Below are 25,299 nucleotides of genomic sequence, written 5' to 3'. Positions count from 1 at the left end.
TGATATGAAGCATCGCAGTAAAAACCGTACCACGCAGCAGGCTGAGTATTGCTTTGATGTGGAATCGTTGTCACATGAAGGGCGAGGGATTGCACACTATACAGCTCAGTCGGGTCATCCTGCTGAAAAGCACGGTAAAACGGTGTTTATTGAAGGAGCTTTGCCCGGTGAAACTGTACGCGCCAAAATTACTCAAAGTAACAAGCGTTTAGAACAAGCCGAATGTTTAGAAGTACTAGGTGAGCCGTCAGCTTTGCGGGTAGCTCCGCCATGTCCGCATTATCAACAATGTGGTGGTTGCAGCATGCAGCATATTCAGGTGGATGAGCAGATTCGATTAAAGCAACAAGTGTTGCAGTCACACTTGCAGCACTTTGCGCAGGTGCAGCCTGAAGAGTGGCTTGCGCCATTACGTTCAAAACGTGAAGATTATCGTCGTAAAGCACGTGTTGGTGTGCGTTATTTGCCCAATCAAGATAAATTGGTGGTCGGTTTTCGTGAGCGCAACAGCAACAAACTGACCAGCATTGATCGTTGCTTGGTGCTTGATCAGGCTTTTGGTTCTTTGACTTGTCTTAAGCAGCTACTCCAAAGTCTAACAGGCAAAGCCCATATTGGTCATATAGAATTGGCCATGGGAGATCAAGAGATTGCTTTGGTGGTACGGCATACAGAAAAATTATCTGCAGCCGATGTCAACCAATTACAACAATTTGCGTTACAGAAACATTGGCAATTGTATTTGCAACCTGAAGGCCCAGACAGTTTACATCGGGTTGATGATCCATACGCGCCTATGCGTTTGCATTATCGTTTAGATGATTTTGATGTAGATTTTGGCTTTCATCCGCAAGACTTTACTCAGGTTAATTCAACCATTAACCCACAGATGGTGAAGCTGGCATGCGATTTGCTTGAGTTAAAATCAGGTGATCGGGTGCTTGATCTGTTTTGTGGATTGGGCAACTTTTCTTTACCACTGGCGCGCTGCGTTGGTGCGACAGGATCAGTGGTTGCAGTTGAAGGTTCTGAGCAGATGGTGCAGCGTGGTGCAGAAAATGCACAGCGCAATGATTTAGATCATGTTAGGTTTTATTCACAAGATTTAACAAAAGATTTTTCGCATCATTCTTGGGCAAATCAAGGATTTGAGGCATTATTAATTGACCCTCCGCGCTCAGGTGCAGAGGAGGTGATGCATTATGTGCCCAAATTTGGTGCAGATAGAATCGTTTATGTGTCGTGTAATCCAGCCACACTCGCAAGGGATGCAGGTGTATTGGTCAAGCAGGGCTATCAATTGAAAAAAGCAGGTGTGATGGACATGTTTACCCATACGGGTCACGTTGAATCCATTGCCTTGTTTCAGAAAGAAAAGCAAATAAACGATTTATAATATGAAGTACATAGAGGTAGGAGAAGGGTATGGTCACAGTACGTGAACAACTTCCTGGGCGTTTAAATGAACTGTCTGAGGAAACGACTGTAGAACATGCCGAGCAAGCCCGACAGGATTTAGCAGAATGGCTAGACCGAGTACGCGGGATTTACGATGGGGCGGCACTTGAACAATTAGAACGCGTTGCCCATTACAACCTAAAAAAAGAGTTAGAAACAGACGTTAGTCATCCATCGCATACCTTGTATACAGGTATTGAGATGGCGAATATTTTGGCGCACTTACATGTCGATGAAGATACTTTGTCTGCAGCGGTGCTCTATCGTAGTGTGCGTGAAAATGTCCTACAGTTAGATGATGTGCGTGAAAAATTTGGTGAAGCAGTGTACGGCTTGATCAAAGGCACCTTGTCGATGGGTAAGTTGTCTGAACTGATTGAGAAAAATAAGCGTTTAGAAGACCACTTTAATAATAACCAGCGTGAACATTTAACAGGCATTTATAAAATGCTGATTTCCATGACAGAAGATGTGCGCGTGGTGTTAATTAAACTGGCAGAACGTACTTATTCATTACGTGAGTTGGCAACTGCTTCCAAAGAACGTCAGGAGCGTGTGGCGCGGGAAATTTTAACCATTTACTCGCCATTGGCACACCGTTTAGGGATTGCCCAACTGAAATGGGAACTCGAAGATTTAGCATTCCGTTATTTGGCACCAGACCGTTATAAAGAAATTGCAACATTGCTGAATGAAAAGCGTTTAGAACGTGAAAATTACATTCAAAGCGTAATTGAGCAATTGCGTACAGAGCTAGGCAATAACGGGATTCATGCCGAAATTAGTGGACGGGTGAAACATATTTATTCGATTTATCGAAAAATGAAGAGTAAAAGCCTCAGCTTTGACCAGCTCTATGACATTCGTGCTGTACGTGTTTTGGTGAAAACCATTCCAGAGTGCTATCACTCGTTGGGTATCGTACATCAATTGTGGCGGCATATTCCGCACCAGTTTGATGATTACATTACCAATCCAAAAGCCAATGGTTATCGCTCATTGCATACTGCAGTGATTGCAGAAAACAAGTCGCTTGAAGTGCAAATTCGTACTTTGGATATGCACGAAGAAGCCGAGCTGGGGGTATGTTCGCACTTCAATTATAAAGAAGGTTCTAAAACCACAGACCACTCGTTCAATCATCGTTTACATTCTTTGCGTTCTGTTTTAGAGCACTATCAGGAACGTAACGATGCCAGTGCACATAAAGAAGATGATGATTCTGAAAACTTTGAACAAATCCAAGAGTTTGAAGATTTTGAAAAAATTTATGTATTCAGCCGTGATGGTGATATTAAAGAATTACCTCGTGGCTCAACAGTGCTGGACTTTGCCTATCATGTGCATACCGAAGTGGGTAACAAATGTTATGCTGCGCGGGTCAATCAGCGCTATGTACCGCTCACCTATAGCTTAAAAACAGGGGAGCAGGTCGAGATTTTGACCAAAAAAGACCGTGAACCGAACCGTGATTGGTTGGTAAACTCTTTAGGATATATTAAAACGGCACGTGCGCGCGATAAACTGCGTCATTGGTTTAGACAGCAGGACCGCAGTAAAAATCTAGAAGTAGGGCGTGAAGTACTCAACAAAGAGCTTTCTCGTTTGGCGATTCATCCAAAAAGTATTGATCTAAATGATTATTGCAATCACTTTAATGTCAAAACTGGTGAAGATATTCTGATTGGTTTGGTTAATGGTGATATTAGCCTGCATGCTTTAATTAATCAGGTCAATCGTCACATGCACTTAGATCAGGATGAACCTGAACTGGTGTTGAAGCCGACTTTGAATCCACGAGCCAGCCATACCTTATCGGCACATGGTATTTTGATTGATGGTTTGGATAACGTTGAACTGCATATCGCACAATGCTGTCAGCCCGTGCATGGTGAGGCGATTGCGGGGTATATCACTCTCAATCGTGGCGTGAGTATTCATAAAGTAGCGTGTTCAGACTATGTGCGCATGATTGGCAATGGACCTGAACGTGCAGTCGAAGCTGACTGGGAAATGCAGCCAACCCGTGGTCAAAGCGTGCAGATTGTGGTGGAAGCCTACGACCGCCGTGGTTTGCTCAAAGACTTAACTCAAGTGATTTTTGCCGATCAAATTAACATTCGTCAGGTGAATACTATTTCTGAAAATGATGGAATTGCCAATATGAAATTGTTGATTGAGGTCAAAGGCTTGGCGCAACTTTCTCGTCTGTTGGCACGTTTGGAGCAGCAACCTGGTATTATCAGTGCACGCCGTTTGGTGCAGGGGAGTTAATCAAAATCGCTTCTAAAAAAACCAGCATTGAGCTGGTTTTTTTCTATATGGCTTGGGGTGTAAATTTCAATTTGCTGTGGGTTAAAGCGAAAGGATTAGGTATATTCAGGATGGGTAAAACAGCTAAAAAAATTCATATAGATGTGTGCCGTATTCATAAAATTTTTGTTCCTGCTGCAACAGATTCACGAACAGAACAAATTCAGCAGCTAAAGCAGGCGATTTACCGTTATCGGAATCAATTGCTCTCAAAATATTTAGCACAGAATATTCAAAATAGTGATATTCAGCGCAATGTGCATGGCAAACCATTTTTGATGACATTCCCTCAATTGCAATTTAACCATAGTCATAGCCGCCAACATTATGCATTGGCAAGCAGTTTTGAGTTGTCAGATGTTGGGATAGACATTGAAGATTTAGACCGTAAGGTGCGTTTTGATGCCTTGGCGCAACATGCGTTTCATCCCAACGAACTCAAATACTGGCAAGATTTGGAACATGACGCCGATTATTGGTTTCGTGTCTGGACAACCAAAGAGGCGGTGCTGAAAGCATCGGGGTTGGGGATTCGTTTAAGCCTAAATGAGTTAGATACCCGGATGCATCCCAGTGCACAGGGCGGTCTTTGTCATCATCCACAGATTGGACATTTTGCTTATCAAAACTTTCGTTTACCAGATTGTATGCTGACTGTAGCATGGCGAGCTGCACCCTCCTGCGCAGGCTTTCAGTTTCCACAGATTGATATTATTCGGCATTAGCATCGCAATATCAGAGCAAATGTCGCAACGTCTAGCCACAAAAAAGCCTATCCAAAGATAGGCTTTTTTTTTGTTGGTGTCAGTAGAAATATATTAAGGAATTTCTTGCTCTTCACCCTCAAATTCTGGTTTAACTTGAACAATGAAGTCCTGACGGTTCAAACCGCGCCATAAGGCAAAGGCTGTACCAATGTAAATAGATGAATATGTTCCGACAAATACACCGACAAACATGGCAATCGAGAACCATTTCAGACCATCACCGCCCATGATCATCATTGCGACTACAACCAATAATAGGGTCATAGAGGTGTGAATGGTACGACGTAAAGTTTCTGTCAGTGCAATGTTCACCACTTCAAGCGGTGTTGCACCACGGATTTTACGGAAGTTTTCACGAATACGGTCAGATACAACAATGTTATCGTTAAGTGAGAAGCCAATAATTGCCAATAACGCTGCCAATACAGTCAGGTCAAATGGCCATTGCATCATGGCAAAAATACCCAGTGTTACAATAATATCGTGGAACAATGACAGTACCGCACCCATTGCCAATTTGAATTCAAAGCGAATGGTGACGTAAACCAGCATCAATAATAGCGCTAAAGCGACAGCGCCCGCAGAACGCACATATAGCTCATTACCGACTTGACCACCCACCACATCAACTTTAGGAACGGTTGCTGCATTATTTGGCAACTGTACCGCAGCGGTAATCGCTTTGGTTAGGTCTTCGGCTTCTACATCGTCTTGTACAGGCATACGTACCATGAGGTCGCGGTCAGAGCCCAGTGTTTGTACCACAGGGTCATTGAAGCCTGCTTTGATTAAAGCATTAGATACATCAGTCGCTTTGACAGGGTTGCTATAGTTAAGTTCTGCCGCAATACCGCCAGTAAAGTCCAAACCTAAATTTAAACCTTTAGTGGCAATAAAGAAGATGCTAGCAACCGTAAGTAGAATAGAAAGCAATGCCGCTGGCAAAGCAATCTTCATAAACGGAATCACGCGCTCATCATCAGGGCGACCGTATTTTTTTGAAGGCAGTTGAGTATTCTCAGTCATCAGTGATCTCCTTAAATGCTCAACTTTTTCAAGTTACGTTTTTTGCCATAAATGATTTGTACAATTGCACGGGTGACTGTAATTGCAGTAAACATCGAGCAGACAATACCAATCATGAGGGTCACCGCAAAGCCTTTGATTGGGCCTGTACCAATCGCAAACAGAATGAATGCCACCAAGAATGTGGTTAAGTTCGAATCGAAAATAGTGTTATACGCTCGGTCATAACCTGCCACAATCGCTTGTTTTGGCGAGGCGCCCCACTTAATTTCTTCTCGTATTCGCTCACAAATCAAGACGTTGGCATCCACCGCCATACCAATAGTGATCACGATACCCGCAATACCTGGTAAGGTGAGTGAAGCACCAATCCAAGACATGACGGTTAAAATCATGGCTAAGTTAAACACTAAAGCGAAGTTGGCAATCAAACCAAACAGGCGGAAGAACACCACCATCCAGATTGCCACCAAAATGAAGCCAATCTGAGTCGACAATACACCTTTATCAATGTTTTCTTGACCCAAGCTTGGACCAATCACACGTTCTTCGACAAAGTACATTGGCGCTGCTAAGGCACCTGCACGAAGCATTAATGCCAATTCAGAGGCTTCTTGTGGAGAATCTAGGCCTGTAATACGGAACTGTGAACCCAATACCGCCTGAATGGTTGCAGCATTAATGACGACAGATTCGGTGTACGGGGTACGTACTTCAGTTTGTGTACCATTTTCATCGGTCACATAGCTAATGCGTTGTTTATTTTCAATAAACAATACCGCCATACGTTTACCCACAGCGTTGCGCGTCGCATCTGCCATGAGCTTGCCGCCCGCAGCATCTAGGGTAATGTTAACTTCAGCACCGCCTGTATCTTGGCTAAAGCCACTTGACGCATTTTGAACACGCTCACCCGTTAAAATACGACTACGGTTCAATAATATTTGGCGGCCACTGTCCAAAGATTCAAAGGCAAAAGCTTCTGTGCCAGGTGGTACAGGACCTGTAAGCTGACCTGTGTATGGATCAATATATTGATCATTTAAGTCAGACACCAAGCGGAATTCGAGGTTCGCAGTACGACCCAAAACACGCTTCGCTTCAGCCGTATCTTGTACGCCTGGCAATTCCACCACAATACGGTTGCTACCTTGGGTTTGCACCAAAGCCTCAGCCACACCTAACTCGTTAATACGGTTACGTAAAGTGGTTAAGTTCTGATTGACCGCATACGACTGAATTTCCTGTTTACGAACATCTGTATAGTTCAGACGTAAGCTAGAACCTTCTGAGGTGGCTACGGCTTGCTGCGTGTACTCATTGCCGTTACGACGCAAGAAATCCATCACCGCATCACGGTCTGCATTATTGGCAAACTGTAGGGTGATGGTGTTGTTGTTCAGCGAAAGGCTATTAAATTTCAGCTTGTTGTCACGCAATTGACGGCGTAAATCGGCGGCTGAAGTTTCCATACGTTGGCTGATGGCCTTGTCCATATCCACTTCTAATAAGAAGTGCACACCACCACGTAAGTCCAGACCTAGCTTCATTGGTTTTGCACCAATTTTTTGTAGCCATTCTGGTGTGGTTGGCGCAAGGTTCAGCGCCACGACATAGTCATCCCCCAAACCGCGACGTAAAGCTTCTTTGGCTTTGAGTTGGGCTTCTGAGGTGTCTAAACGCAACAATGCGGCATTGTTGGTAAAGCTGTTGTCATGACTGGCAATATTTTCTGATTGTAAAATTTGCTCTGCTTTTTGTATGATGCTTTGATCAATTTGGGTACCAGCTTTGGCACCTGAAATTTGAACAGCAGGTTCATCTGGATACAAGCTAGGCAGGGCATATAATGTACTCACCACAAGAACAACAAGGATGAGCAGATATTTCCATGCTGGGTAACGCATTTATTTTCTTCTTAAAATGAAAAAGTCGTGCGTGAGCACGACTCTTTTTGATTAAAGGTTGTTTAATGTGCCTTCAGGAAGAACTGAAATGACACTCGCGCGTTGTACTTTTACTTCTACACCACGGTTCAGCTCTACCACTGCAAAATCACCTTCAATTTTAGTGATTTTACCCATAAGACCACCTGCGAATACCACTTCACTGCCTACGCCCAAGCTTTCAATCAGTGTGCGATGCTCTTTGGCACGCTTTGATTGTGGACGCCAAATCAGGAAGTAGAAAATTGCAATGAAGACTGCAATCATTAAAAGGTTAGCCACAAGGCTTGGTTGTTGTGCAGCTTCACCTGCTGCGTGAGCGGTCGAAATAAAAAGGCTCATTTCATTTTCCTAAACTAAAAACTGGCGATCAGTGATCTGATAATAAATGGGTTTGTTCTGCAATTTACCTTGTCTTTTTACTCAGCGCAAATACTGAAAAGACTAATCTTCAGGACAAGGCGGTACTTCTAGACCACGGCGAGCATAAAAGTCCTGTACAAAGTCATCGAAAGTGCCGTTATCTAAGGCATTGCGAATATCTTGGGTAAAGCGTTGGTAATAACGTAAGTTGTGAATCGTGCCCAACATTGACCCCAACATTTCGCCACATTTTTCTAAATGGAACAAATAGGCGCGGGTAAAATTCTGGCAAGTATAGCAATCACAATGCGGATCGAGCGGGCTTTGGTCATGACGATACTTACTGTTACGAATACGCACTAAGCCATCGGTGACAAAGTAATGACCATTACGCGCATTGCGGGTTGGCATTACGCAATCGAACATATCCACACCACGACGAATTGCTTCAACAATGTCTTCTGGCTTGCCCACGCCCATCAAATAACGTGGTTTATCTTCTGGCATTTTAGCAGGTAAATAATCCAGGACTTTGATCATTTCTTCTTTCGGTTCACCCACCGAAAGACCACCAATGGCATAACCATCAAAACCTATTTCAAGTAAGCCATTTAAAGATTCATCACGTAAATCTTCATACATGCCGCCTTGAATAATCCCGAACAGTGCGTTGCTGTTTTGTAGTTCATCATGGTGATGGGTTTTACAGCGTTTTGCCCAGCGTAAAGACAATTGCAAAGATTTTTGTGCTTCTTCATGCGTTGCAGGATAAGGCGTACATTCGTCAAAAATCATCACGATGTCAGAGTTCAAGGTTTTTTGAATTTCCATCGAGATTTCAGGCGAAAGAAAAACCTTTGACCCATCAATAGGCGAACGGAAGGTCACACCTTCTTCTTTAATTTTACGCATTGCGCCTAAGCTAAACACCTGAAAGCCACCAGAGTCAGTCAAAATAGGCTTATCCCATTTGATGAATTCGTGTAGACCGCCGTGTTGCTGAATCACTTCTAGCCCTGGACGCAAATATAAATGGAAGGTATTGCCTAAAATAATTTGTGCCTGAATTTCTTCGATATCACGTGGCAGCATGCCTTTGACTGTGCCATACGTTCCGACAGGCATAAACACAGGAGTTTCTACCACACCATGAGCAAGCGTTAAACGACCACGACGGGCACGCCCCGACTGACCTAATTTCTCAAACTTCATATATGTTCCAAATCAAGGCGAAAAAACAGTTCGCTGATTGTTCATGCTAAAAGTGCACTATTTTCCTAGATTCTGCACGGAATTGCCAGTTGAGATACGTTTTCCTTGGTAAAAATTACGAGTAAATATTTTGCTCAAATCCATTGCGTTTACATGGGTTAAATTGCTGAATATGTGGGTAATTTCTTCTTTATAGGCTTACTCTTTATTTTGGATTTTATATTTTGAGTAAGTTTCTTTATTTTTGCTCAACTACATGGTTGTTTCAAAGCTGAAGAAGAAAATGTCAATAAGACAGAACAAATTGTAGTCAAAGCTCACTTAAGTTGTTACATTGTAATTAAAATAAATTCATAGGGTGGGCTATGAGTGAAATAAACAGTGCATTAAAGAGTGAAATAAACAGTGCATTAAAAGAAGACCAATTCTATAAAACGCTTTTGGAAACCACGAATGCAATTCCGTGGCAGATTAACTGGAAAACCAAAGCTTTTAGCTACATCGGTCCTCAAATTGAGTCTTTACTGGGTTGGACGCAAGACAGTTGGAAAACTGCACAAGATTGGATTGATCGGATGCATTCTGAAGATCGAGACAAGACCGTAAATATGTGTGTGAGTTTGTCTGATCAAGGTACAGACCACGAAGCTGATTATCGTGCCTTAACCGCTACAGGAGATTATGTCTGGATTCGTGATGTGGTGCATGTGATTCGTGAAAATGACGAAACTGTAGCGATTATTGGGTTTATGTTTGATATTTCTGCACGTAAACAGATGGAGTTGGAACTTGAAGCGCTGAGTCGTAAAAATCTGGCTTTGAGTTTACAAGACCCGCTGACCTTGGTTGCTAATCGAAAGGCGCTCAGCGAGTGTATAGAGAATGAATTTAAACGTGCTTCACGTCATCAACACGCCTTGTCTATCCTGTTTATCGACATCGACCATTTTAAGCCTTATAACGACAATTATGGGCATTTACAAGGTGATCACTGTTTGATTAGCGTGGCGCAGTTGCTTAAACAACACTTTGCACGTGCATCTGACTTTGTGGCTCGCTTTGGTGGTGAAGAATTTGTGGTGCTATTGCCTGAAACGCCGCTGGAAGATGCCGTACAACTTGCTGAAAACTTTAGGCAGGCGGTATATTCACTGGAAATTCCACATACCAAGACTGGGGAAATCACCCAAGTCACTGTGAGTATTGGCGCAAATAGCCATCATCAAAATCAGCAGTATCACAATGTGGTCGATTTTCTGCACTCAGCCGATGAATTATTGTATTTGGCAAAAAATAAGGGGTGTAATCAGGTGCAGTATCTGACACAGTCAAGTGTTTAGTTGAAATCTGAAAAAACAGCAAGCTTCGTGCTTGCTGTTTTATTGACCTATCAAAAATAACTTAAAAGTTTGGACGATAATCAAAACTTTGCGCTGCACTGTTATCACGAAAAGCGCGCACTGGTTTTTTGGCTATGGTTGCAGTATTGATCATGTTGTTAGGAAAAACCTGTATATAATTATTAAATAGTTCAACATTGCGGTTATAAATTGTAATTGCAGCACCGACATTTTCATTCTGCTCATCAATTTCATGCATCATTTTTAAGTACAGTTGATCGGCTTTTAACTCAGGATAATTTTCGACCACCACATTCAAGCTGCGCATCAATTCTTTGCTTAAGGCTTCAACACGTTGTAATTGATGAACATCGGCATTGTTGATGTTTAGGTTCATAATATTTTGACGCAGTTCAGTCACTTTTTCTAAAGTGCCTTTTTCCATTCCTGCATATTGTTCGACCACTGGCGCAAGTTCTTCGAGTGTTTTTAATTTCTGTCGCTCAAAACTGGTCACATCTGCCCATGCACGAATGGTGGCATTGAAATGACGCACGATATTGTTGCGAATTGTTATAACAATCAAGATGATAGCAATAACGACCAAAAGAAAAATTGCGATGCCCATAGTGTTGCCCCAAGACCATTTTCTTATTCAAGAAAATCAACTAAATCGGTTTGTAATTGTTCCAAATAAGGTAATTTAAAAGTGCGTAAGTGTCCACGCAATGCGGAAATATCTTGAATATTTTTTGCTTTACTGGAAATTTCAAACAGGTTGCGATTGCCTAAAAAACACAGCGTGTTCCGCTCAGGGTGAAATAACAAATCACCTTGCTGATGCTGGAAAAAATCATCCAGTTTTAACACCAGAGCGGGGCTGAGTGTGCGCGCCATTTGAATCGCATCACTACCAAAGAAATTGAGTTTTTGATTCAGTCGGATGTCACTGGTATGCCATGGTACATGGTAGGGCGCACCAAAAGTTTTTTTATTGGTGCTAATGGCTAAACCTTGAATTTTCACATCAAAGACAAAGACACCCGATAAATAGCGCACCACTTCTTTGACTTTATAATCATTGCCATTTTTGTCTTTAATGCGGGTTTCACTGACATAACGATATTCAAACACCAAAACCTGATGCTGCTTGCCTTGTTGATCTTGCCAAACGGTACTGGCGTAACGGCGAATTTCATTGGACAGATTCCCTAAATTAAACAAGGGAAATAGACTTTTTAAATGGGCAATCAAATAAACGGGTTGTAAGGTGCGGGCAAGATGTTGCGGTGGTTGCTGCCATGCCAGTTGATAGCGCTGTGCAATGCTTTCTTGTTCTAAAAAGGTGATGACTTCTTCAATCGGGTCGTCTTGCTCATAGGTAATAAATGCCCAAAAAATACAGACTACACCAATCAGTAAACAAAATTGCAGCCAAATATTGCTCGGTTGAATCAAGAGCAATAAGCAGAACAACACCCCCATAATACCAAGCAAAATAGGCAAAACATTTTCAAACTTGAGGGTAATGTCATCTTGCCAAGGGTGCAAACCATCCAAAATTTCTTGATGGCTTTGCGCTTTTTTTCCTATATCCCATAACCGAGCGATATTGCGAAATACCCGCTGATTCTTCTTACGTCGAATATGAATGGAGTGTTTCACGGTATCGAGCGGCATGGCGATATCTTTTACAGTTTGAAAATTAAGACTGAGCTTGATCAATCAGCATGGCATCGCCATAACTAAAGAAACGATAGCGTTCAGCCACAGCATGTTGATACGCCCGCATGACATTTTCACGGCTCGAAAGCGCAGACACCAACATTAATAAGGTTGATTCAGGCAAGTGGAAATTGGTGATCAAACGATCCACCACTTTAAATTGATAACCTGGGTAGATAAAAATTTGCGTATCACCCGACCACGCCGCAAGTTCGCCTGCATGGGCTTGTGCCGCACTTTCCACAGCACGGGTGGCAGTTGTACCCACTGAAATAACTTTGTTGCCTCGTGCTTTGGTTTCACGAATCAGCGCTACGGCAGCCTCAGAAACCTCACACCATTCACTATGCATGATGTGATTGGCAATATCTTCAGTACGTACGGGCAGAAATGTGCCTGCGCCCACATGCAACGTCACAAAGGTTTTTTGAATGCCCTTAGCTTCTAACTGTTGAAGTAGAGCCTCATCAAAGTGCAAGCTAGCAGTGGGGGCGGCAACACTGGCGAGTTTTGTTGGGTCGTTAAATACGGTTTGATAACGTTCGGTATCAATCGCTTCGGCTTCGCGGTTAAAGTAGGGTGGAATTGGCAGCTGACCATAGGCATCTAACACGTCTAAAATAGGCTGTGAAAATTCGACAATAAATAAATTTTCATGACGTCCTTGAATAGTCACTTTTACAGCATCAGGCCCAATAAACAGTTCTGCACCTGCTTTTGGTGAGTTGCTGGCTTTAATATGACAATGGGCAATAAATTGATCTTGCAGACGTTCAACCAAGACCTCAACCGCACCGCCTGTGGCACGTTTACCTTTAAGACGTGCTTTCATGACTTTGGTGTCGTTAAGTATCAGTAAATCGCCTGCTTCGAGTAAATTCAGCAAGTCAGTAAATTGGTGGTCATGATATTGACCTTGAGCATCAAGATGCAGCAGGCGAGAGGCACTACGACTGGCTAGCGGGTAACGAGCAATGAGTTCATCGGGGAGATTAAAATTAAAGTCAGAAAGTTGCATGATAAAAAAAGTTAGATCACTGGAATAACTGCGCCTAGTATATGCTTTTTTAGGTTTTATAGATGAAATTGGTCGATTATAAATCAAAAAAATGACAGCTGATTTAATTTTAAGCAATTGCAAAAGAACTTACGTTGACAAGCTGTCAAAAAAGTTTATGATACCCATCAACACCTACCCGAGGTGGTGAAATTGGTAGACGCGGCGGACTCAAAATCCGCTGTCAGAGATGACGTGTCGGTTCGAGTCCGACCCTCGGGACCATATAAAGGAAAAGCCCTCAAGCATATTAAGACTTGGGGGCTTTTTTATTGTCTGTATATTAATGGGTTGTGCCATTTTTTAGCTCCAGTCTTGATGATTCCATTAGCCACTATTCAGGTGGTCACTTTGGAAAATGAGTACCCAAATGAGTACCTGATTTTTCATTGGTACTCATGGTGGAATCAGATGCTAAGCTTAAATTATTAGATCAATACAATAATCAAATGTGATTGATCGGGTGTCTTATAGGGCTTGTAGTACTTAAAAGCTTTATTAACTATCTAAAGCTACTTTGATGACATCTGCAATTGTCTCAGTGGTGACGCCTCTTTTTCGAGCATTCTCAGAATGGAGCCAAGTTGCTAAGTCTTTATTGCCTTTAGATGCATTACAGCCCACACAACAAATTGCAATATTGGTTAAGGTTGTAATTCTTATATCGTTGATAATGTGTTCCCAAGACTTCTTATTGGCTCTTTCAGTGCCAAACTTTTTGCCGCAATATACACAGCACAGGTCTCGCTCCAAGACCGCATCTTCTATGTGCTTTGGTATTCCCCACGAATTTGCCATTTTAGGTTGTCCTTATTTTATGGCTATAGTCGAATGAAAAATCCTAACCTTTGATAACTCACATTCATAAAATTTAGATCTAAGCATTAAATGAAATAGTTGTCATAACACTATATAAATGAGGGTGTAAAAAAACCAGCACCGAAGCGCTGGTTTTTTACATCACTAACTTAGGTTAGTTTTGCATCAACTTATTGAGCTGCATCAAGAGCAGCATTGAATGTTGGGCTTGGACGCATTACGGCATTCACTTTGGCTTGATCTACTGCGTAGTAACCACCGATATCAACCGATTTACCTTGTACTTCAGCAAGTTCAGCAACAATTTTGTCTTCATTTGCAGCTAAAGTTTGTGCAAGCGGTGCAAACTTCGCTTTTAACTCAGCATCTTGGTTTTGCGCAGCAAGTTCTTCAGCCCAGAATTTTGCCAAGTAGAAGTGGCTGCCACGGTTATCCAATTCGCCAGTACGACGTGATGGAGACTTATCTTTGTCCAGTAATTTGCTGGTCGCTTGATCAAGGGTAGATGCAAGTAATTTCGCACGCGTATTGTTTTCTTTAATGCCCATTTCTTCTAAAGAAGCAGCAAGTGCAAGGAACTCACCTAAAGAATCCCAACGTAAATGGTTTTCTTCAACAAGTTGTTGTACGTGTTTAGGCGCAGAACCACCCGCACCAGTTTCGTACATACCGCCACCCGCCATTAACGGAACGATGGACAGCATTTTCGCAGAAGTACCAAGTTCCATAATTGGGAACAAGTCAGTGAGGTAGTCACGTAAAATGTTACCTGTTACAGAAATGGTATCTAAACCACGCACAACGCGCTCAAGCGTATAGCGCATCGCACGTACTTGAGACATGATTTGAATGTCTAAACCAGTCGTGTCGTGATCTTTTAAGTATTTTTGCACTTTTTTGATCACTTCGTTTTCGTGTGGACGGTACGGGTCTAACCAGAAGATTGCTGGCATACCAGAGTTACGTGCACGAGTTACTGCAAGTTTAACCCAGTCGCGAATAGGTGCGTCTTTCACCTGACACATACGCCAGATATCGCCTTCTTCCACGTTTTGAGACATCAACACTTCACCTGTGTCAATGTCAGTGATGTTTGCAACACCCGCAGCAGGAACTTCAAAAGTCTTGTCGTGTGAACCGTATTCTTCAGCTTTTTGCGCCATCAAACCTACGTTTGGCACAGTGCCCATCGTACGTGGGTCGAAGTTACCATTCCACTTACAGAAATTGATCATTTCTTGGTAAATACGCGCGAAAGTAGACTCAGGCATTACAGCTTTACAGTCGTAAGGCTTGCCGTCAGCACCCCACATTTTACCGCCACCACGAATCATTGCAGGCATAGAAGCATCTACAATTACATCGTTTGGAGAGTGGAAGTTGGTGATGCCTTTTGCAGAATCCACCATTGCAAGTGCAGGGCGGTGTTCTTGGCATGCGTGTAAATCTTCGATGATTTCTTCACGTAAAGAAGTTGGTAAGGTTTCGATCTTTTCATAAAGACCTGCCATACCGTTGTTGACGTTAATGCCAAGTTCTTCAAACAATTTACCGTGTTTTTCAAACGCTTCTTTATAGTAAATTTTCACACAGTGACCAAATACAATTGGGTGTGAAACTTTCATCATGGTCGCTTTTACGTGTAAAGAGAACAAAATGCCTGCTTCTTTACAATCATCCAATTCTTTTTCATAGAAGTCGCAAAGCGCTTTCTTGCTCATGAACATAGAATCGATGATTTCGCCGTCAAGTAACTCTACTTTTTCTTTCAGTACAATGGTTTCACCAGAATGAGTGATGAGTTCCATTTTTACATTACGTGCGCGGTCAAGCGTCATTGATTTTTCGCCATGGTAGAAGTCGCCTTCATCCATGTGTGAAACGTGAGTTTGTGACCATTGCTTCCATTCACCCATAGAGTGAGGGTGTTTTTTTGCATAGTTTTTCACTGCAGCAGGTGCACGACGGTCAGAGTTACCTTCACGTAATACAGGGTTTACTGCTGAGCCTAAGCATTTACCAAAACGAGCGAGTAAAGCTTTCTCTTCTTCAGTATCCGCATTTTCAGGATAGTCAGGAATTGCATAGCCTTTTGCTTGTAATTCCTTGATACATGCAACTAACTGAGCAACTGAAGCACTGATGTTTGGAAGTTTGATGATATTGGTATCTGGATCTTGCGTGAGACGTCCAAGCTCTGCGAGGTTGTCGGCTACCTTCTGTTCTTCGCTTAGGTATTCCGAGAATTCAGAGAGTACGCGTGCTGCGACAGAGATATCACTCTTGACAATCTCGATGCCAGCAGGCTTAGTAAAGGTCTCAATGATCGGCAGTAGAGAGTAGGTCGCCAACAATGGCGCCTCATCGGTCAGTGTATAAATGATTTTTGACTTTCCACCAGCCATATATAGCCCCTTGCTTTGATTGAGTTTTTTAGGAGCGAGATCATGACTCAGCCCCTGCGAACCGATTTGCCTAATTTAACCTTGAGAGTATCGACTCTCTATGCATTTCAGTCAACGTAATTACAGTGATGACGCCATTTCGCTACGAAATGATGTGTCGCATTTGTGCGAATCAAGACACGGCTTAATGTAAAAACGAGCCTGTTTAAACCTAAAAATCGCCTTGAGTATTTAGTGTTGAAATACTAATCAAATCGTTTGATGAACATATGACATCAAAAATATATGTATATTTTATTATAAATTAACCAGTTGAGGGCTCGACTTAAGTCGTATGTTTGATAAATAATCGATGAAAATGATAGGTAGATATATTTATTCTATTTATTTTGTAAATTTATCAATATTTTACATTATTTTTTTACAGTATGATGTAATGTAAATTCTTGTATAGAAGTTGAGATTTTCTTTAAAAACGGCTGTAAATCTACAGATAAAAAGCCTGATTGAGATTCTAAAAGTTAAGATCTATTTTTATGGTCTAAATTTTACAAAAATCGGCGTATTTTTTTGCTGCTTTGAAGCAGTTCGATTCCTCCTCTGAAAGCGTGGTTCATCATGATCTCAACTCTTATTCATGCATAGATGAAAAAACAAGCTCGAAAGAAGAGGTGCCGATTTGTGGCACAGTTTTTTAATGTGTTTGAAAGCTTGTATTTTGTGTTAAAATTTGTAGGTTAACTCTGAATTCAATGGACGAGTTTTGCAGAAAAAATAATTCATAAGGCGGCACACTTTAAAATAACGAGGAAAAAATGAAAATACAGTTGCTGGAAATTGGTCCTGAGACGGAGCAACTCAATGCTTGCAAACTCTCGTTATTATTGGGCGTACATACGCCAAGTAACCAAATTGATGGTTTTTTGAAGTTTGCTCGTCAAATGCTGCAAGTCGATCATGCCATTTTAACTTTTAAAAATGAGCCCTATTTCTGGTATTCCACCACTCAAGTTTTTAAAGCTTTTCGTGCCAATCCAAATGCACAGCTAGGTGCATTCTTTCAGGGTCAGCAACTGATTGAACCCAAGCATCCGCAATATGCGAAGTTTGTGCAGCACATCGCAAGTTTGGGGATAGAAGCTGCGCGCTTAATTGCACTGGATTTACTCAAGACTGATGGAGAGTCAATTGGACAGTTGTTGTTATTTGATCATCGTGAAGAAGCGTTTAGTTTAGGTGCTGTGCCGACAGTGGCAGAGTTTGCTGCAGGTTTGGTGCGTTATATTGAATTAAAAGTTGATTATACTGACTTAAAAGAACTGTATGAACAGCAGTCTGCATTGAATTTTAGTAAAACCAAGTTTTTCCAGATTATTGCGCATGATTTGCGTGCGCCATTTCATGGATTATTGGGTTTTTCCGAGGTTTTGGCGCAAGAGCGCGAAACTTTGGATGATTCTAGTATTCAAAATATAGCTGATTATTTATTCGATACAGCACAATCGACTTATAACTTGTTAGAAAGTTTATTGAATTGGGCAATGGCAGAGGGTGGACGGTTTGTCTACCATCCAATCAATTTTGAGTTGAAACAATCGACCAAAATTGTTTGTAATGTTTTGAAAAGTTTAGCAATTAAGAAAAATATTGAACTCATTGATCAAGTTGAAGAAGGCATTAAAGTCTATGCTGACATCAATATGATTACCTCGGTGATTCAAAACTTGGTCTCGAATGCGCTGAAATTTACCTGTACCGATGGTACAGGCAAAGTCATTTTACGTGCAGAACAAACAGAAACTAGTGTGGATATTTATATCCAAGACACAGGTTTAGGCATGACTGCACAACAACTTGAAACGTTGTTCGAGCCTAAACTGACTGTTAGTTTTAAAGGCACTGCAGGTGAAAAGGGCACCGGTTTAGGTTTGGTCTTGTGTAAGCGTTTTGTCGATTTGAACCACGGGCAAATTGTGGTGGAATCGAAAGAAGGTGTGGGAACGACTTTTAAAGTCAGTTTGCCAATTGCGACCAGTAGCCATCAAGTATTAAGTAAAGAAGCGTTATTATCTGAGAAAACTTAATTTCAAAGTTTATATACAAAGCAAGCAAAAGCCCGTGGATGTTTAAAATCATCCACAGGCTTTTTTTATCGTGATCAATTTAGATCAACTCTTGCATTATTGAATGTTTTGAATCGGACTACCACCCAACGCTTGCAATAAAGTCACATAGGCGTTGTATTGGTTTTGCTTGGTCTGCAATAAACTTAAACGTGCATTGCGGGTGGTTTCTTGTGCATCTAGCAGGTTTTTTAAGGCAATCGCACCATGCCGATAACGCACCTCAGTTAAGCGTTCAGTTTTCTCTGCCAGTGCTAAATTGCGGCTTTGCAGCGCGACTTGTTGATTCAGCGCGGTTCGTGCTGACAGTGCATTTTCGACATCGGCAAAGGCTTTATATAAAGTTTGTCGATATTGCACAATGGCTTTTTCATATTCCAAAGCATTCACTTTTAAATCACGCTGCATATCATTCCATTGCAAAAATGGCAGGGTTAAACCTGCACCTAAAGTGGCAATTGGGTTTTTTAGGGCATCGCTTAAAGAGGTATGCGCGCCTGTACCGACACCTGTACTGAGTGTGCCTGTAAGACTGATGGATGGGTAATAACTGGCTCGATTGGCATCTTTATTGGCCAAAGCTTTACGTAAACGTAATTCGGCTGCACGTAAGTCGGGACGACGTGATAGTAATTCTGCAGGTAAGCCTGCAGTAATGTTGGGTAGACGAACAGCGGCTAAACTTTGTGGTTCATTGATATTCAGCATTTGCACAGGTTGATGCAGTAAAACTGCCAAGGCGGTACGCGTTTCAACTTTTTGCTGTGCAATTTGGCTTAAAGTCGATTTTTGACTTTGTAGGGCTTGCTCGGCTTGGTTTAAATCCAGCCCTGAAACTGCACCCGCACGATATTGTGCATTGACCAATTGATACGTTTTTTGCGTACTGGCAAGGTTTTGTTGTGCGACAACATAGCGTTCATTTAAATAACCCAATTGCCAATATAAATTGGCAGTGGTCGCAATCAGGCTTTGTGCAGTGGCTTGTAAGTCTTGTTCGGTGGCTAAGGCTTCCCAACGTGCAGCTTCAGTCTGATTGACAAGTTTACCGAATAAGTCCAATTCGTAGCTCAGTCTGGGATAATTCAGCGAAATCCCGCGTGCTGCGTCACCATTGCCCTCTAAACTAAATTGATGTTCTGTAGAAATACCTGCATTGCCAATTCGAATGCCTTGCTGACTTTGGCTTTGTTTGGCTTGTAATCTGGCTTGTTGCAAATTCAACCCTGCTACTGCAAGGTCACTGTTACGCGCCAAGACTTGTTCAATCAGTTGATTTAAAGCAGCATCGTGAAAGAGTGTCCACCAACGGTCTGTATTCAGTTGTGCAAGCACTTGCTGGCTTTTTTGCTGATGGTCAAACTGTTGTGGAATATCTACAGCAGGTGCCTGATAAGGTGTTTTGACTACGGCTGCACAACCCACCAAGCTGCTGCCAAGAAAAAGCGCAGTGACGAGTTGGCTGAATTGTCGTGACTTCTGGTTAAATCGCATCATCATTCCTTACTCTAATTCCTTATTCTCTAGATAGCGCATCGACAGGGTTCAGTTGGGCAGCATTACGTGCAGGAATAAAACCGAACACAATTCCAATCAGGCTTGAACAGACAAAAGCGGCTACAATCGAGGTGGTGGAGTACGCCATTTGAAAGGTTCCACCTGCCACATGATTAATCAATTGCCCAATTCCGAGTGCGAGCAAGACGCCAAGTACACCGCCTAAAATACACACTAAAATGGCTTCAATTAAAAATTGCTGCAAAATATCGCTTTGTCGTGCGCCGACTGCCATGCGTACCCCAATTTCTTGGGTGCGTTCTGTGACAGAGACCAACATGATGTTCATTACGCCAATTCCACCCACCACCAGTGAAATCACTGCAATAGCAGAAACCAGTAAGGTCATGGTGGCGGTAGTTTGTTGGATGGTTTCGCGAATACTGTCGGCATTTTGAGTAAATACATCCTGCGCACCATGACGCTGTACCAGCAGACTCAGAATGGCATTTTCTGCTGCAGCACTTGGATATTCATCTTTGACTCGTACAATAATGCTGCGCACATGGCTTTGACCGAGCATGCGACTCATTACCGTAGAGTAAGGCAAATACACATTTAAGCTGTCGGCATTGCCCATCATGCTTTTTTGTTCTTCGACCACGCCAATAATACGGCTGGGTACACTGCCCAATAAAATTACTTGCCCAACTGGGTTGCTGCCATCACTAAAGAAAGTATTTTTGGTATTGTGATCAATCACCACATCTTGCGCTTGTTCCAGTACGCTGTGTTTGTCAAAAGGCTGACCGGACTGGAAATTCATGCCGCGTACATAGAAAAAGTCTTCACTCACACCATTGACTGTGGCGGACGCTTCTGTGTCTTTAAAGCGTACTGTGACGTTGCTATTGACCGATGGGCTGACCCCATCCACATAAGGTTGTTCTGCCAAAGCATCGGCATCTGCAGGAATTAGGGTTTGGAGCTGAGATGAGCGTGAGGTATCGCCAAAACCACGCCCCTGAAACACTGTGATGGTATTGGTGCCTAAACTGCTGATATTCTCTAGAATTTGTTTCTGTGAACCATTGCCGAGTGCCACAACAGATACAACTGAAGCAATCCCGATAATAATCCCGAGCATGGTTAAAAAGGTGCGCATGCGATGTGCATTCATCGCCAGTAGCGCCATGCGGAAGGCTTCACCTAAACGATCAAATACAGAGCGCCAAGCTGAAGTTCTTTTTTGTGGTGGATGTTGCAAGGTTTGTTGGGCAATATCATCCTGGTTGGCAGGTGTGTTGGGCTGATCAGAAATAATAAGCCCATCACTGATTTCAATAATCCGTGTGGCATTTTTAGCGACATTATGGTCATGTGTGACCAAGATGATAGTGTGACCTTTGGCATTCAGCTCACGCAAAATCCGCATCACTTCAATACCGCTATTCTTGTCGAGTGCACCTGTGGGTTCATCGGCAAGAATCACATCACCACCATTCATCAAGGCACGTGCAATCGATACACGTTGTTGTTGTCCACCTGAAAGCTGACTTGGGCGGTTTTGAGTTTTATCGGCTAGACCTAAGTCACTGAGCAACGCAGTCGCGCGTGCTTGTCGTTCTTCAACATCGGCACCTGCATAAATTGCAGGCACTTCGACGTTGCCCGCAGCGCTTAAATCGCCCAATAAGTGATAGCGCTGGAAAATAAAACCAAAATATTCACGACGGAGCTGTGCCAGTTCATCGGCTTCAAGTTGTCGGGTTTCACGTCCTTTGACTTTATAGCTGCCAGTGGTGGGTTGATCAAGACAGCCCAAAATATTCATGAGGGTGGATTTTCCCGAACCCGACTGACCTACAATGGCAACCAATTCACCTGGGTAAATTTTCAGATCAATGCCTTTGAGAATCTGCACTGTAGATTCACCCGCAGGGAATTCACGGGTCAGATTGGTGACCTCTAACAGAGGTTGTGACTGACTCATCTTACATTCTCACTGATGGGCCAACACGACCACCACGCTTCGCCGCATCGTTTGAGGTATCAGAACCATCGGCAATAATGACTTGATCGCCCAGTTTTAGGCCGCGAATGACTTGTACCGTTGCACGGTTGTTTAAGCCAAGCAATACCGATTGTGGTCGAGCTGAACCATCGGCTTGTAGCACGCGTACCATGCCTAAAGAGGCTTTACCTTGATCAACCAAGGCTTTTTCATTGGCTGTCAATTCCAAACGGGCAGGGCGTTTGGCAGAGCTGGCATCGGTATTGTTGCGTTCAGTACGTGCGTTGCTGTCTGAGTTATTGCTGTTGCTACGACTGCGTGAACGGTTTGCACCTTGAACTGCAGCAGCAGGAATGGTCAGTACATTGCGTGCCTCTGCCAAAACAATGGACACTTGTGCGGTCATATTGATGCGTAGCTTGCCGTCTTCATTTGGTACGTCAAATAAAGCGTTGTAGTACACGGCAGAACTTGAAGATGATGAGGTGTTGTTATTGCTTTCGGTATTGATGGATTTGGGTGCAGGTTCTACCTGACGTAAAGTAGCGTAATGTTTTTTCTCGCTGTTGCCCAAGGTAGTGAAATAAACTGTTTGACCTTCTTCGACCTTCATCACATCTGCTTCAGAAATTTCTGCTTTCACGGTCATGGTGTCAAGTTTAGCTAATTTAACAATCGTGGGTGCGCTTTGATTAGCGTTCACGGTTTGACCTTCTTCGGTCACAATTGCGACGACAGTGCCATCCATCGGGGCAAGAATACGGGTGTAACCTAAATTTTCTTTAGACGTGTCTAAAGTTAGGCGTGATTGTTCAATTTGAGCGTTAATGGCAGCAATTTCTGCTTGCGAGGTTTTATAGTTAGCTAAGGCCGTTTCAAGTTCGGCGCGTGATGTCGCATCTTGCGCATACATGGCTTGTTGACGTTGATACTCTGCTGCGACTTTAGCGAGATTGGCTTGTCGAACCGCCAATTGTGCCTGTTGGTTTTTAATATTGGCTTGAGCTGTTTTAAACTCATTTTCCTGTCGTACGGAGTCAATTTGGGCAATCAACTGTCCTTGTTTGACCTGATCGCCTAACCGAACATACATTTTTTTGACTTGACCCGAAACTTGCGCACCAACACTGACCATTTTGGTGGCTTCAAGCACGCCTGTTGCTAAAACCGCACTTTCAATATCACCACGACTCACTTCGGCAGTAATGTATTGTGGTTGTTCTTGTTTTGGTTTTAAAAAATACCAAGCGGCAAATGCCAGCATCAGCGCAATGAGAATTCCCACAATAAGTTTGGTCGATTTTATTTTTGGCATGAGTCAAAAAACAGAAAAAAGAAATTAAAAAGAATTATAGAAGTGAAATAAGGATAAATCGTGAATTTTTTGAAGAAACTGCAAATGAGAATTATTTATTGGTGGTTTGAGCTAGATTTAACACAATCTGAATACTGTATTACATCCATAAAAAAAGGAAAATAGCATCTGCGAATGGGGTGGGGTATTTTGTTTCATCTCTATGATAATTTTATGAAATTTTACGATAAATGCTGAAAAATACAACTATGGTCTAAGTTGATTAAAAACCTTATTTTTTATATGGATTTAAGAATTAAAAGCAGATAGTATTAAATTCCATAAAATAATTATGGATTTAATCATTAGGATAATACGGCATCGGGATGATGCAATAAGACACGATTTTAAGCAAAAAATCTGAGGGGTAAATCATGGAGTAGAGTGAGAAATTTAATATCGGAATTGATGTGATTGACAATCAACATCGACAAATTCTGGACTATATTAATGCGCTAGAAAAAATTCGGGCGACAGGTGCGCGGGAGCAAATCAAGGAAGTTTTGGATGACTTGATTGACTATACGCAATCGCATTTTAGCTTTGAAGAAAACTTGTTGTCACAGGTCAATTATCAATACTTACCATCGCATCGCGGTATTCATGAACTCTTTGTGAAGCGTTTGAATGATTGCCGTCAGCGTTTTGCCAATGGCGAATCGGTAGAACATGACTTGTATCGTTTGTTGTCTAAATGGTTGATTAACCATATTCAGCATGATGATCAGGATTATGTCGATGCAGTACGCGACAATATGCTGCATTATTTGCGTTCGCAGGAACACAAAAAAGGCAAAAGTTGGTTTGCACGTTTCTTTAGCTAATCCGCTGAAAAGCAGACAATTTTAAAAATTATTTTGATGAAGAAGTCTGCTTAATTAAGCTGAGTGAGAAGCAAACAGCGTTTTACCACAGAGTTCTGTAATGGCTTGTAGCACTAAGTGTTCGGGGTTTTCCTTAGACATCCCTTTAATGGCGGCATCAATACGCAATAATAGGGCGGGCCACTGTAAGAAGCTATTTGGATTTAAACGTCGCAAAGCTTGCTGATAAACACTGACTTTGTTTTTCCAAATACCCAGTTGCAAAGCATTTTGTGGTTGTTCAAATAATTGCATCAGCAGGCGCATTTCTTTGCTGATGCTCCACAAAATTAAACTCATGGCTTCACCCGAAGCCATGAGGTATTGAAAGATTTTCATGGCTTGCGCCAGATTTCCTGCCAGTAAAGCATCATTTAAATCGTAAGTGCTATAACGCGATTGATCTTGTAAGCAGGCATGTAGATGTTCAATCTGAATCTGCTGAATTTCAGGAAAGGTGTCACTGACTCGCATCAAACTATTTTTGGCAGCCAAAAGGTTGTGCTCATGATGTTGTTCCAGCCATTGCCACGCATCATGGCCCAATTGAATACCCAGCTTTTCTGCTTCTAAAGCTAAAATCTGTTGCCGATCTTTAGGGTAGTTTGCCGTGAGTGCAACATTGACCCCATTGGCATCAATCAACTGAAAAAAACTAGATTTCAGGCTATTACTATCTTGTTTTGGCATCACCACCAATAGCAAGTTTTGTTCATTGTGCTGAATATAACTTTTCAGTTGTTTGAGTGTGCTGGCATCGGGTTTGATATTGCCGTGTACTTCAACTGCCAATTGACTCGAAAACAGTGACAAACTGTTCAAAGCATTGAATACATTTTTCCAGTCGCTCACGCTATTTAAGTCATAACGCTGGCGTTCAATCTCTTGTTTTTGCCAACTGGCACGAAAAGCATCCAGCAGGTTCTGTTCGAGCAGAGGTTCTTGACCATGCAAAATCCATGCGCCCCGTGCTTCATCGACACGTTTGAGAGCTTGTAGATAGTCAAGTTTCATAAA

General features: G+C 42.3%; 19 protein-coding genes and 1 tRNA gene. 7 read left to right on the top strand and 13 right to left on the bottom strand.

Annotation, left to right across the window (positions count from 1 at the left end; genetic code table 11):
• Positions 1-4: 4 nt before the first annotated feature.
• From rlmD to K1T76_RS10970, 3 genes are all read left to right on the top strand, one after another.
• Positions 5-1,396 (top strand): 23S rRNA (uracil(1939)-C(5))-methyltransferase RlmD, encoded by a 1,392-nt coding sequence (gene rlmD / locus K1T76_RS10980; protein WP_019836388.1) that lies wholly within the window; start codon positions 5-7, stop codon positions 1,394-1,396.
• Between the two features lie 29 nt (positions 1,397-1,425).
• Complete coding sequence (locus K1T76_RS10975; protein WP_230245375.1) at positions 1,426-3,732, top strand: RelA/SpoT family protein; 2,307 nt, start codon at positions 1,426-1,428, stop codon at positions 3,730-3,732.
• Positions 3,733-3,842: 110 nt separating this feature from the next.
• On the top strand, positions 3,843-4,496 hold the full coding sequence (locus tag K1T76_RS10970; protein WP_019836389.1) for a 4'-phosphopantetheinyl transferase family protein: 654 nt from the start codon (positions 3,843-3,845) through the stop codon (positions 4,494-4,496).
• Positions 4,497-4,589: 93 nt separating this feature from the next.
• On the opposite strand, the gene secF is transcribed toward K1T76_RS10970, so the two are convergent.
• The 4 genes from secF to tgt all read right to left on the bottom strand — a co-directional run bounded on the left by secF (position 4,590) and on the right by tgt (position 9,085).
• Positions 4,590-5,567, bottom strand: a complete 978-nt coding sequence (secF, locus tag K1T76_RS10965; protein ID WP_230245655.1) for a protein translocase subunit SecF — start codon at positions 5,565-5,567, stop codon at positions 4,590-4,592.
• A gap of 8 nt (positions 5,568-5,575) precedes the next feature.
• Positions 5,576-7,471, bottom strand: coding sequence for a protein translocase subunit SecD (secD, locus tag K1T76_RS10960; RefSeq protein ID WP_230245374.1), 1,896 nt, complete (start codon positions 7,469-7,471; stop codon positions 5,576-5,578).
• Positions 7,472-7,522: 51 nt separating this feature from the next.
• Entirely contained in the window at positions 7,523-7,852 is a 330-nt protein-coding gene (gene yajC / locus K1T76_RS10955; protein WP_004974939.1) for a preprotein translocase subunit YajC, read from the bottom strand.
• Between the two features lie 102 nt (positions 7,853-7,954).
• Positions 7,955-9,085, bottom strand: coding sequence for a tRNA guanosine(34) transglycosylase Tgt (gene tgt / locus K1T76_RS10950; protein WP_230245373.1), 1,131 nt, complete (start codon positions 9,083-9,085; stop codon positions 7,955-7,957).
• Positions 9,086-9,450: 365 nt separating this feature from the next.
• On the opposite strand from tgt, the gene K1T76_RS10945 reads away from it, so the two are divergent.
• Positions 9,451-10,425 (top strand): sensor domain-containing diguanylate cyclase, encoded by a 975-nt coding sequence (locus K1T76_RS10945; RefSeq protein ID WP_230245372.1) that lies wholly within the window; start codon positions 9,451-9,453, stop codon positions 10,423-10,425.
• Positions 10,426-10,486: 61 nt separating this feature from the next.
• On the opposite strand, the gene K1T76_RS10940 is transcribed toward K1T76_RS10945, so the two are convergent.
• From K1T76_RS10940 to queA, 3 genes are read right to left on the bottom strand one after another with little or no spacing between them, the layout of a single operon-like run.
• Complete coding sequence (locus K1T76_RS10940) at positions 10,487-11,053, bottom strand: LemA family protein (RefSeq protein WP_230245371.1); 567 nt, start codon at positions 11,051-11,053, stop codon at positions 10,487-10,489.
• A gap of 23 nt (positions 11,054-11,076) precedes the next feature.
• On the bottom strand, positions 11,077-12,105 hold the full coding sequence (locus K1T76_RS10935; protein WP_230245370.1) for a hypothetical protein: 1,029 nt from the start codon (positions 12,103-12,105) through the stop codon (positions 11,077-11,079).
• A gap of 25 nt (positions 12,106-12,130) precedes the next feature.
• A complete protein-coding gene (queA, locus tag K1T76_RS10930) occupies positions 12,131-13,168 on the bottom strand; it encodes a tRNA preQ1(34) S-adenosylmethionine ribosyltransferase-isomerase QueA (protein ID WP_070152800.1) in 1,038 nt (345 codons plus the stop codon).
• A 177-nt stretch (positions 13,169-13,345) separates the two neighbouring features.
• On the opposite strand from queA, the gene K1T76_RS10925 reads away from it, so the two are divergent.
• Positions 13,346-13,432: transfer RNA gene (locus tag K1T76_RS10925), tRNA-Leu, on the top strand.
• Positions 13,433-13,705: 273 nt separating this feature from the next.
• On the opposite strand, the gene K1T76_RS10920 is transcribed toward K1T76_RS10925, so the two are convergent.
• Together K1T76_RS10920 and K1T76_RS10915 are read right to left on the bottom strand one after the other, a co-directional pair.
• Entirely contained in the window at positions 13,706-14,005 is a 300-nt protein-coding gene (locus tag K1T76_RS10920; RefSeq protein ID WP_230245369.1) for an HNH endonuclease, read from the bottom strand.
• A gap of 191 nt (positions 14,006-14,196) precedes the next feature.
• On the bottom strand, positions 14,197-16,431 hold the full coding sequence (locus tag K1T76_RS10915; protein WP_230245368.1) for an NADP-dependent isocitrate dehydrogenase: 2,235 nt from the start codon (positions 16,429-16,431) through the stop codon (positions 14,197-14,199).
• An 815-nt stretch (positions 16,432-17,246) separates the two neighbouring features.
• Here K1T76_RS10915 and K1T76_RS10910 point away from each other — a divergent pair.
• Entirely contained in the window at positions 17,247-18,515 is a 1,269-nt protein-coding gene (locus K1T76_RS10910; RefSeq protein ID WP_230245367.1) for a sensor histidine kinase, read from the top strand.
• 96 nt (positions 18,516-18,611) lie between these two features.
• Here K1T76_RS10910 and K1T76_RS10905 read toward each other — a convergent pair whose 3' ends face one another.
• Genes K1T76_RS10905 through K1T76_RS10895 form a run of 3 tightly spaced genes read right to left on the bottom strand, consistent with a single transcriptional unit; the run spans position 18,612 to position 23,380 of the window.
• Entirely contained in the window at positions 18,612-20,048 is a 1,437-nt protein-coding gene (locus tag K1T76_RS10905; protein WP_230245654.1) for an efflux transporter outer membrane subunit, read from the bottom strand.
• Positions 20,049-20,070: 22 nt separating this feature from the next.
• The gene (locus K1T76_RS10900; RefSeq protein ID WP_230245366.1) at positions 20,071-22,044 is read right to left on the bottom strand and encodes a MacB family efflux pump subunit; all 1,974 of its coding nucleotides are present in this window, start codon (positions 22,042-22,044) and stop codon (positions 20,071-20,073) included.
• A gap of 1 nt (position 22,045) precedes the next feature.
• Complete coding sequence (locus K1T76_RS10895) at positions 22,046-23,380, bottom strand: efflux RND transporter periplasmic adaptor subunit (protein ID WP_230245365.1); 1,335 nt, start codon at positions 23,378-23,380, stop codon at positions 22,046-22,048.
• A gap of 437 nt (positions 23,381-23,817) precedes the next feature.
• Between K1T76_RS10895 and K1T76_RS10890 the strand changes: the two genes are divergently transcribed.
• Positions 23,818-24,243 (top strand): bacteriohemerythrin, encoded by a 426-nt coding sequence (locus K1T76_RS10890; protein WP_230245653.1) that lies wholly within the window; start codon positions 23,818-23,820, stop codon positions 24,241-24,243.
• Positions 24,244-24,297: 54 nt separating this feature from the next.
• On the opposite strand, the gene holA is transcribed toward K1T76_RS10890, so the two are convergent.
• Entirely contained in the window at positions 24,298-25,296 is a 999-nt protein-coding gene (gene holA, locus K1T76_RS10885) for a DNA polymerase III subunit delta (protein ID WP_070152780.1), read from the bottom strand.
• Positions 25,297-25,299 lie beyond the last annotated feature (3 nt).

This window comes from Acinetobacter sp. PW68, assembly GCF_020982655.1.
GTDB lineage: Bacteria > Pseudomonadota > Gammaproteobacteria > Pseudomonadales > Moraxellaceae > Acinetobacter > Acinetobacter towneri_A.
This window is presented reverse-complemented; position numbering and strand designations above follow the sequence as displayed.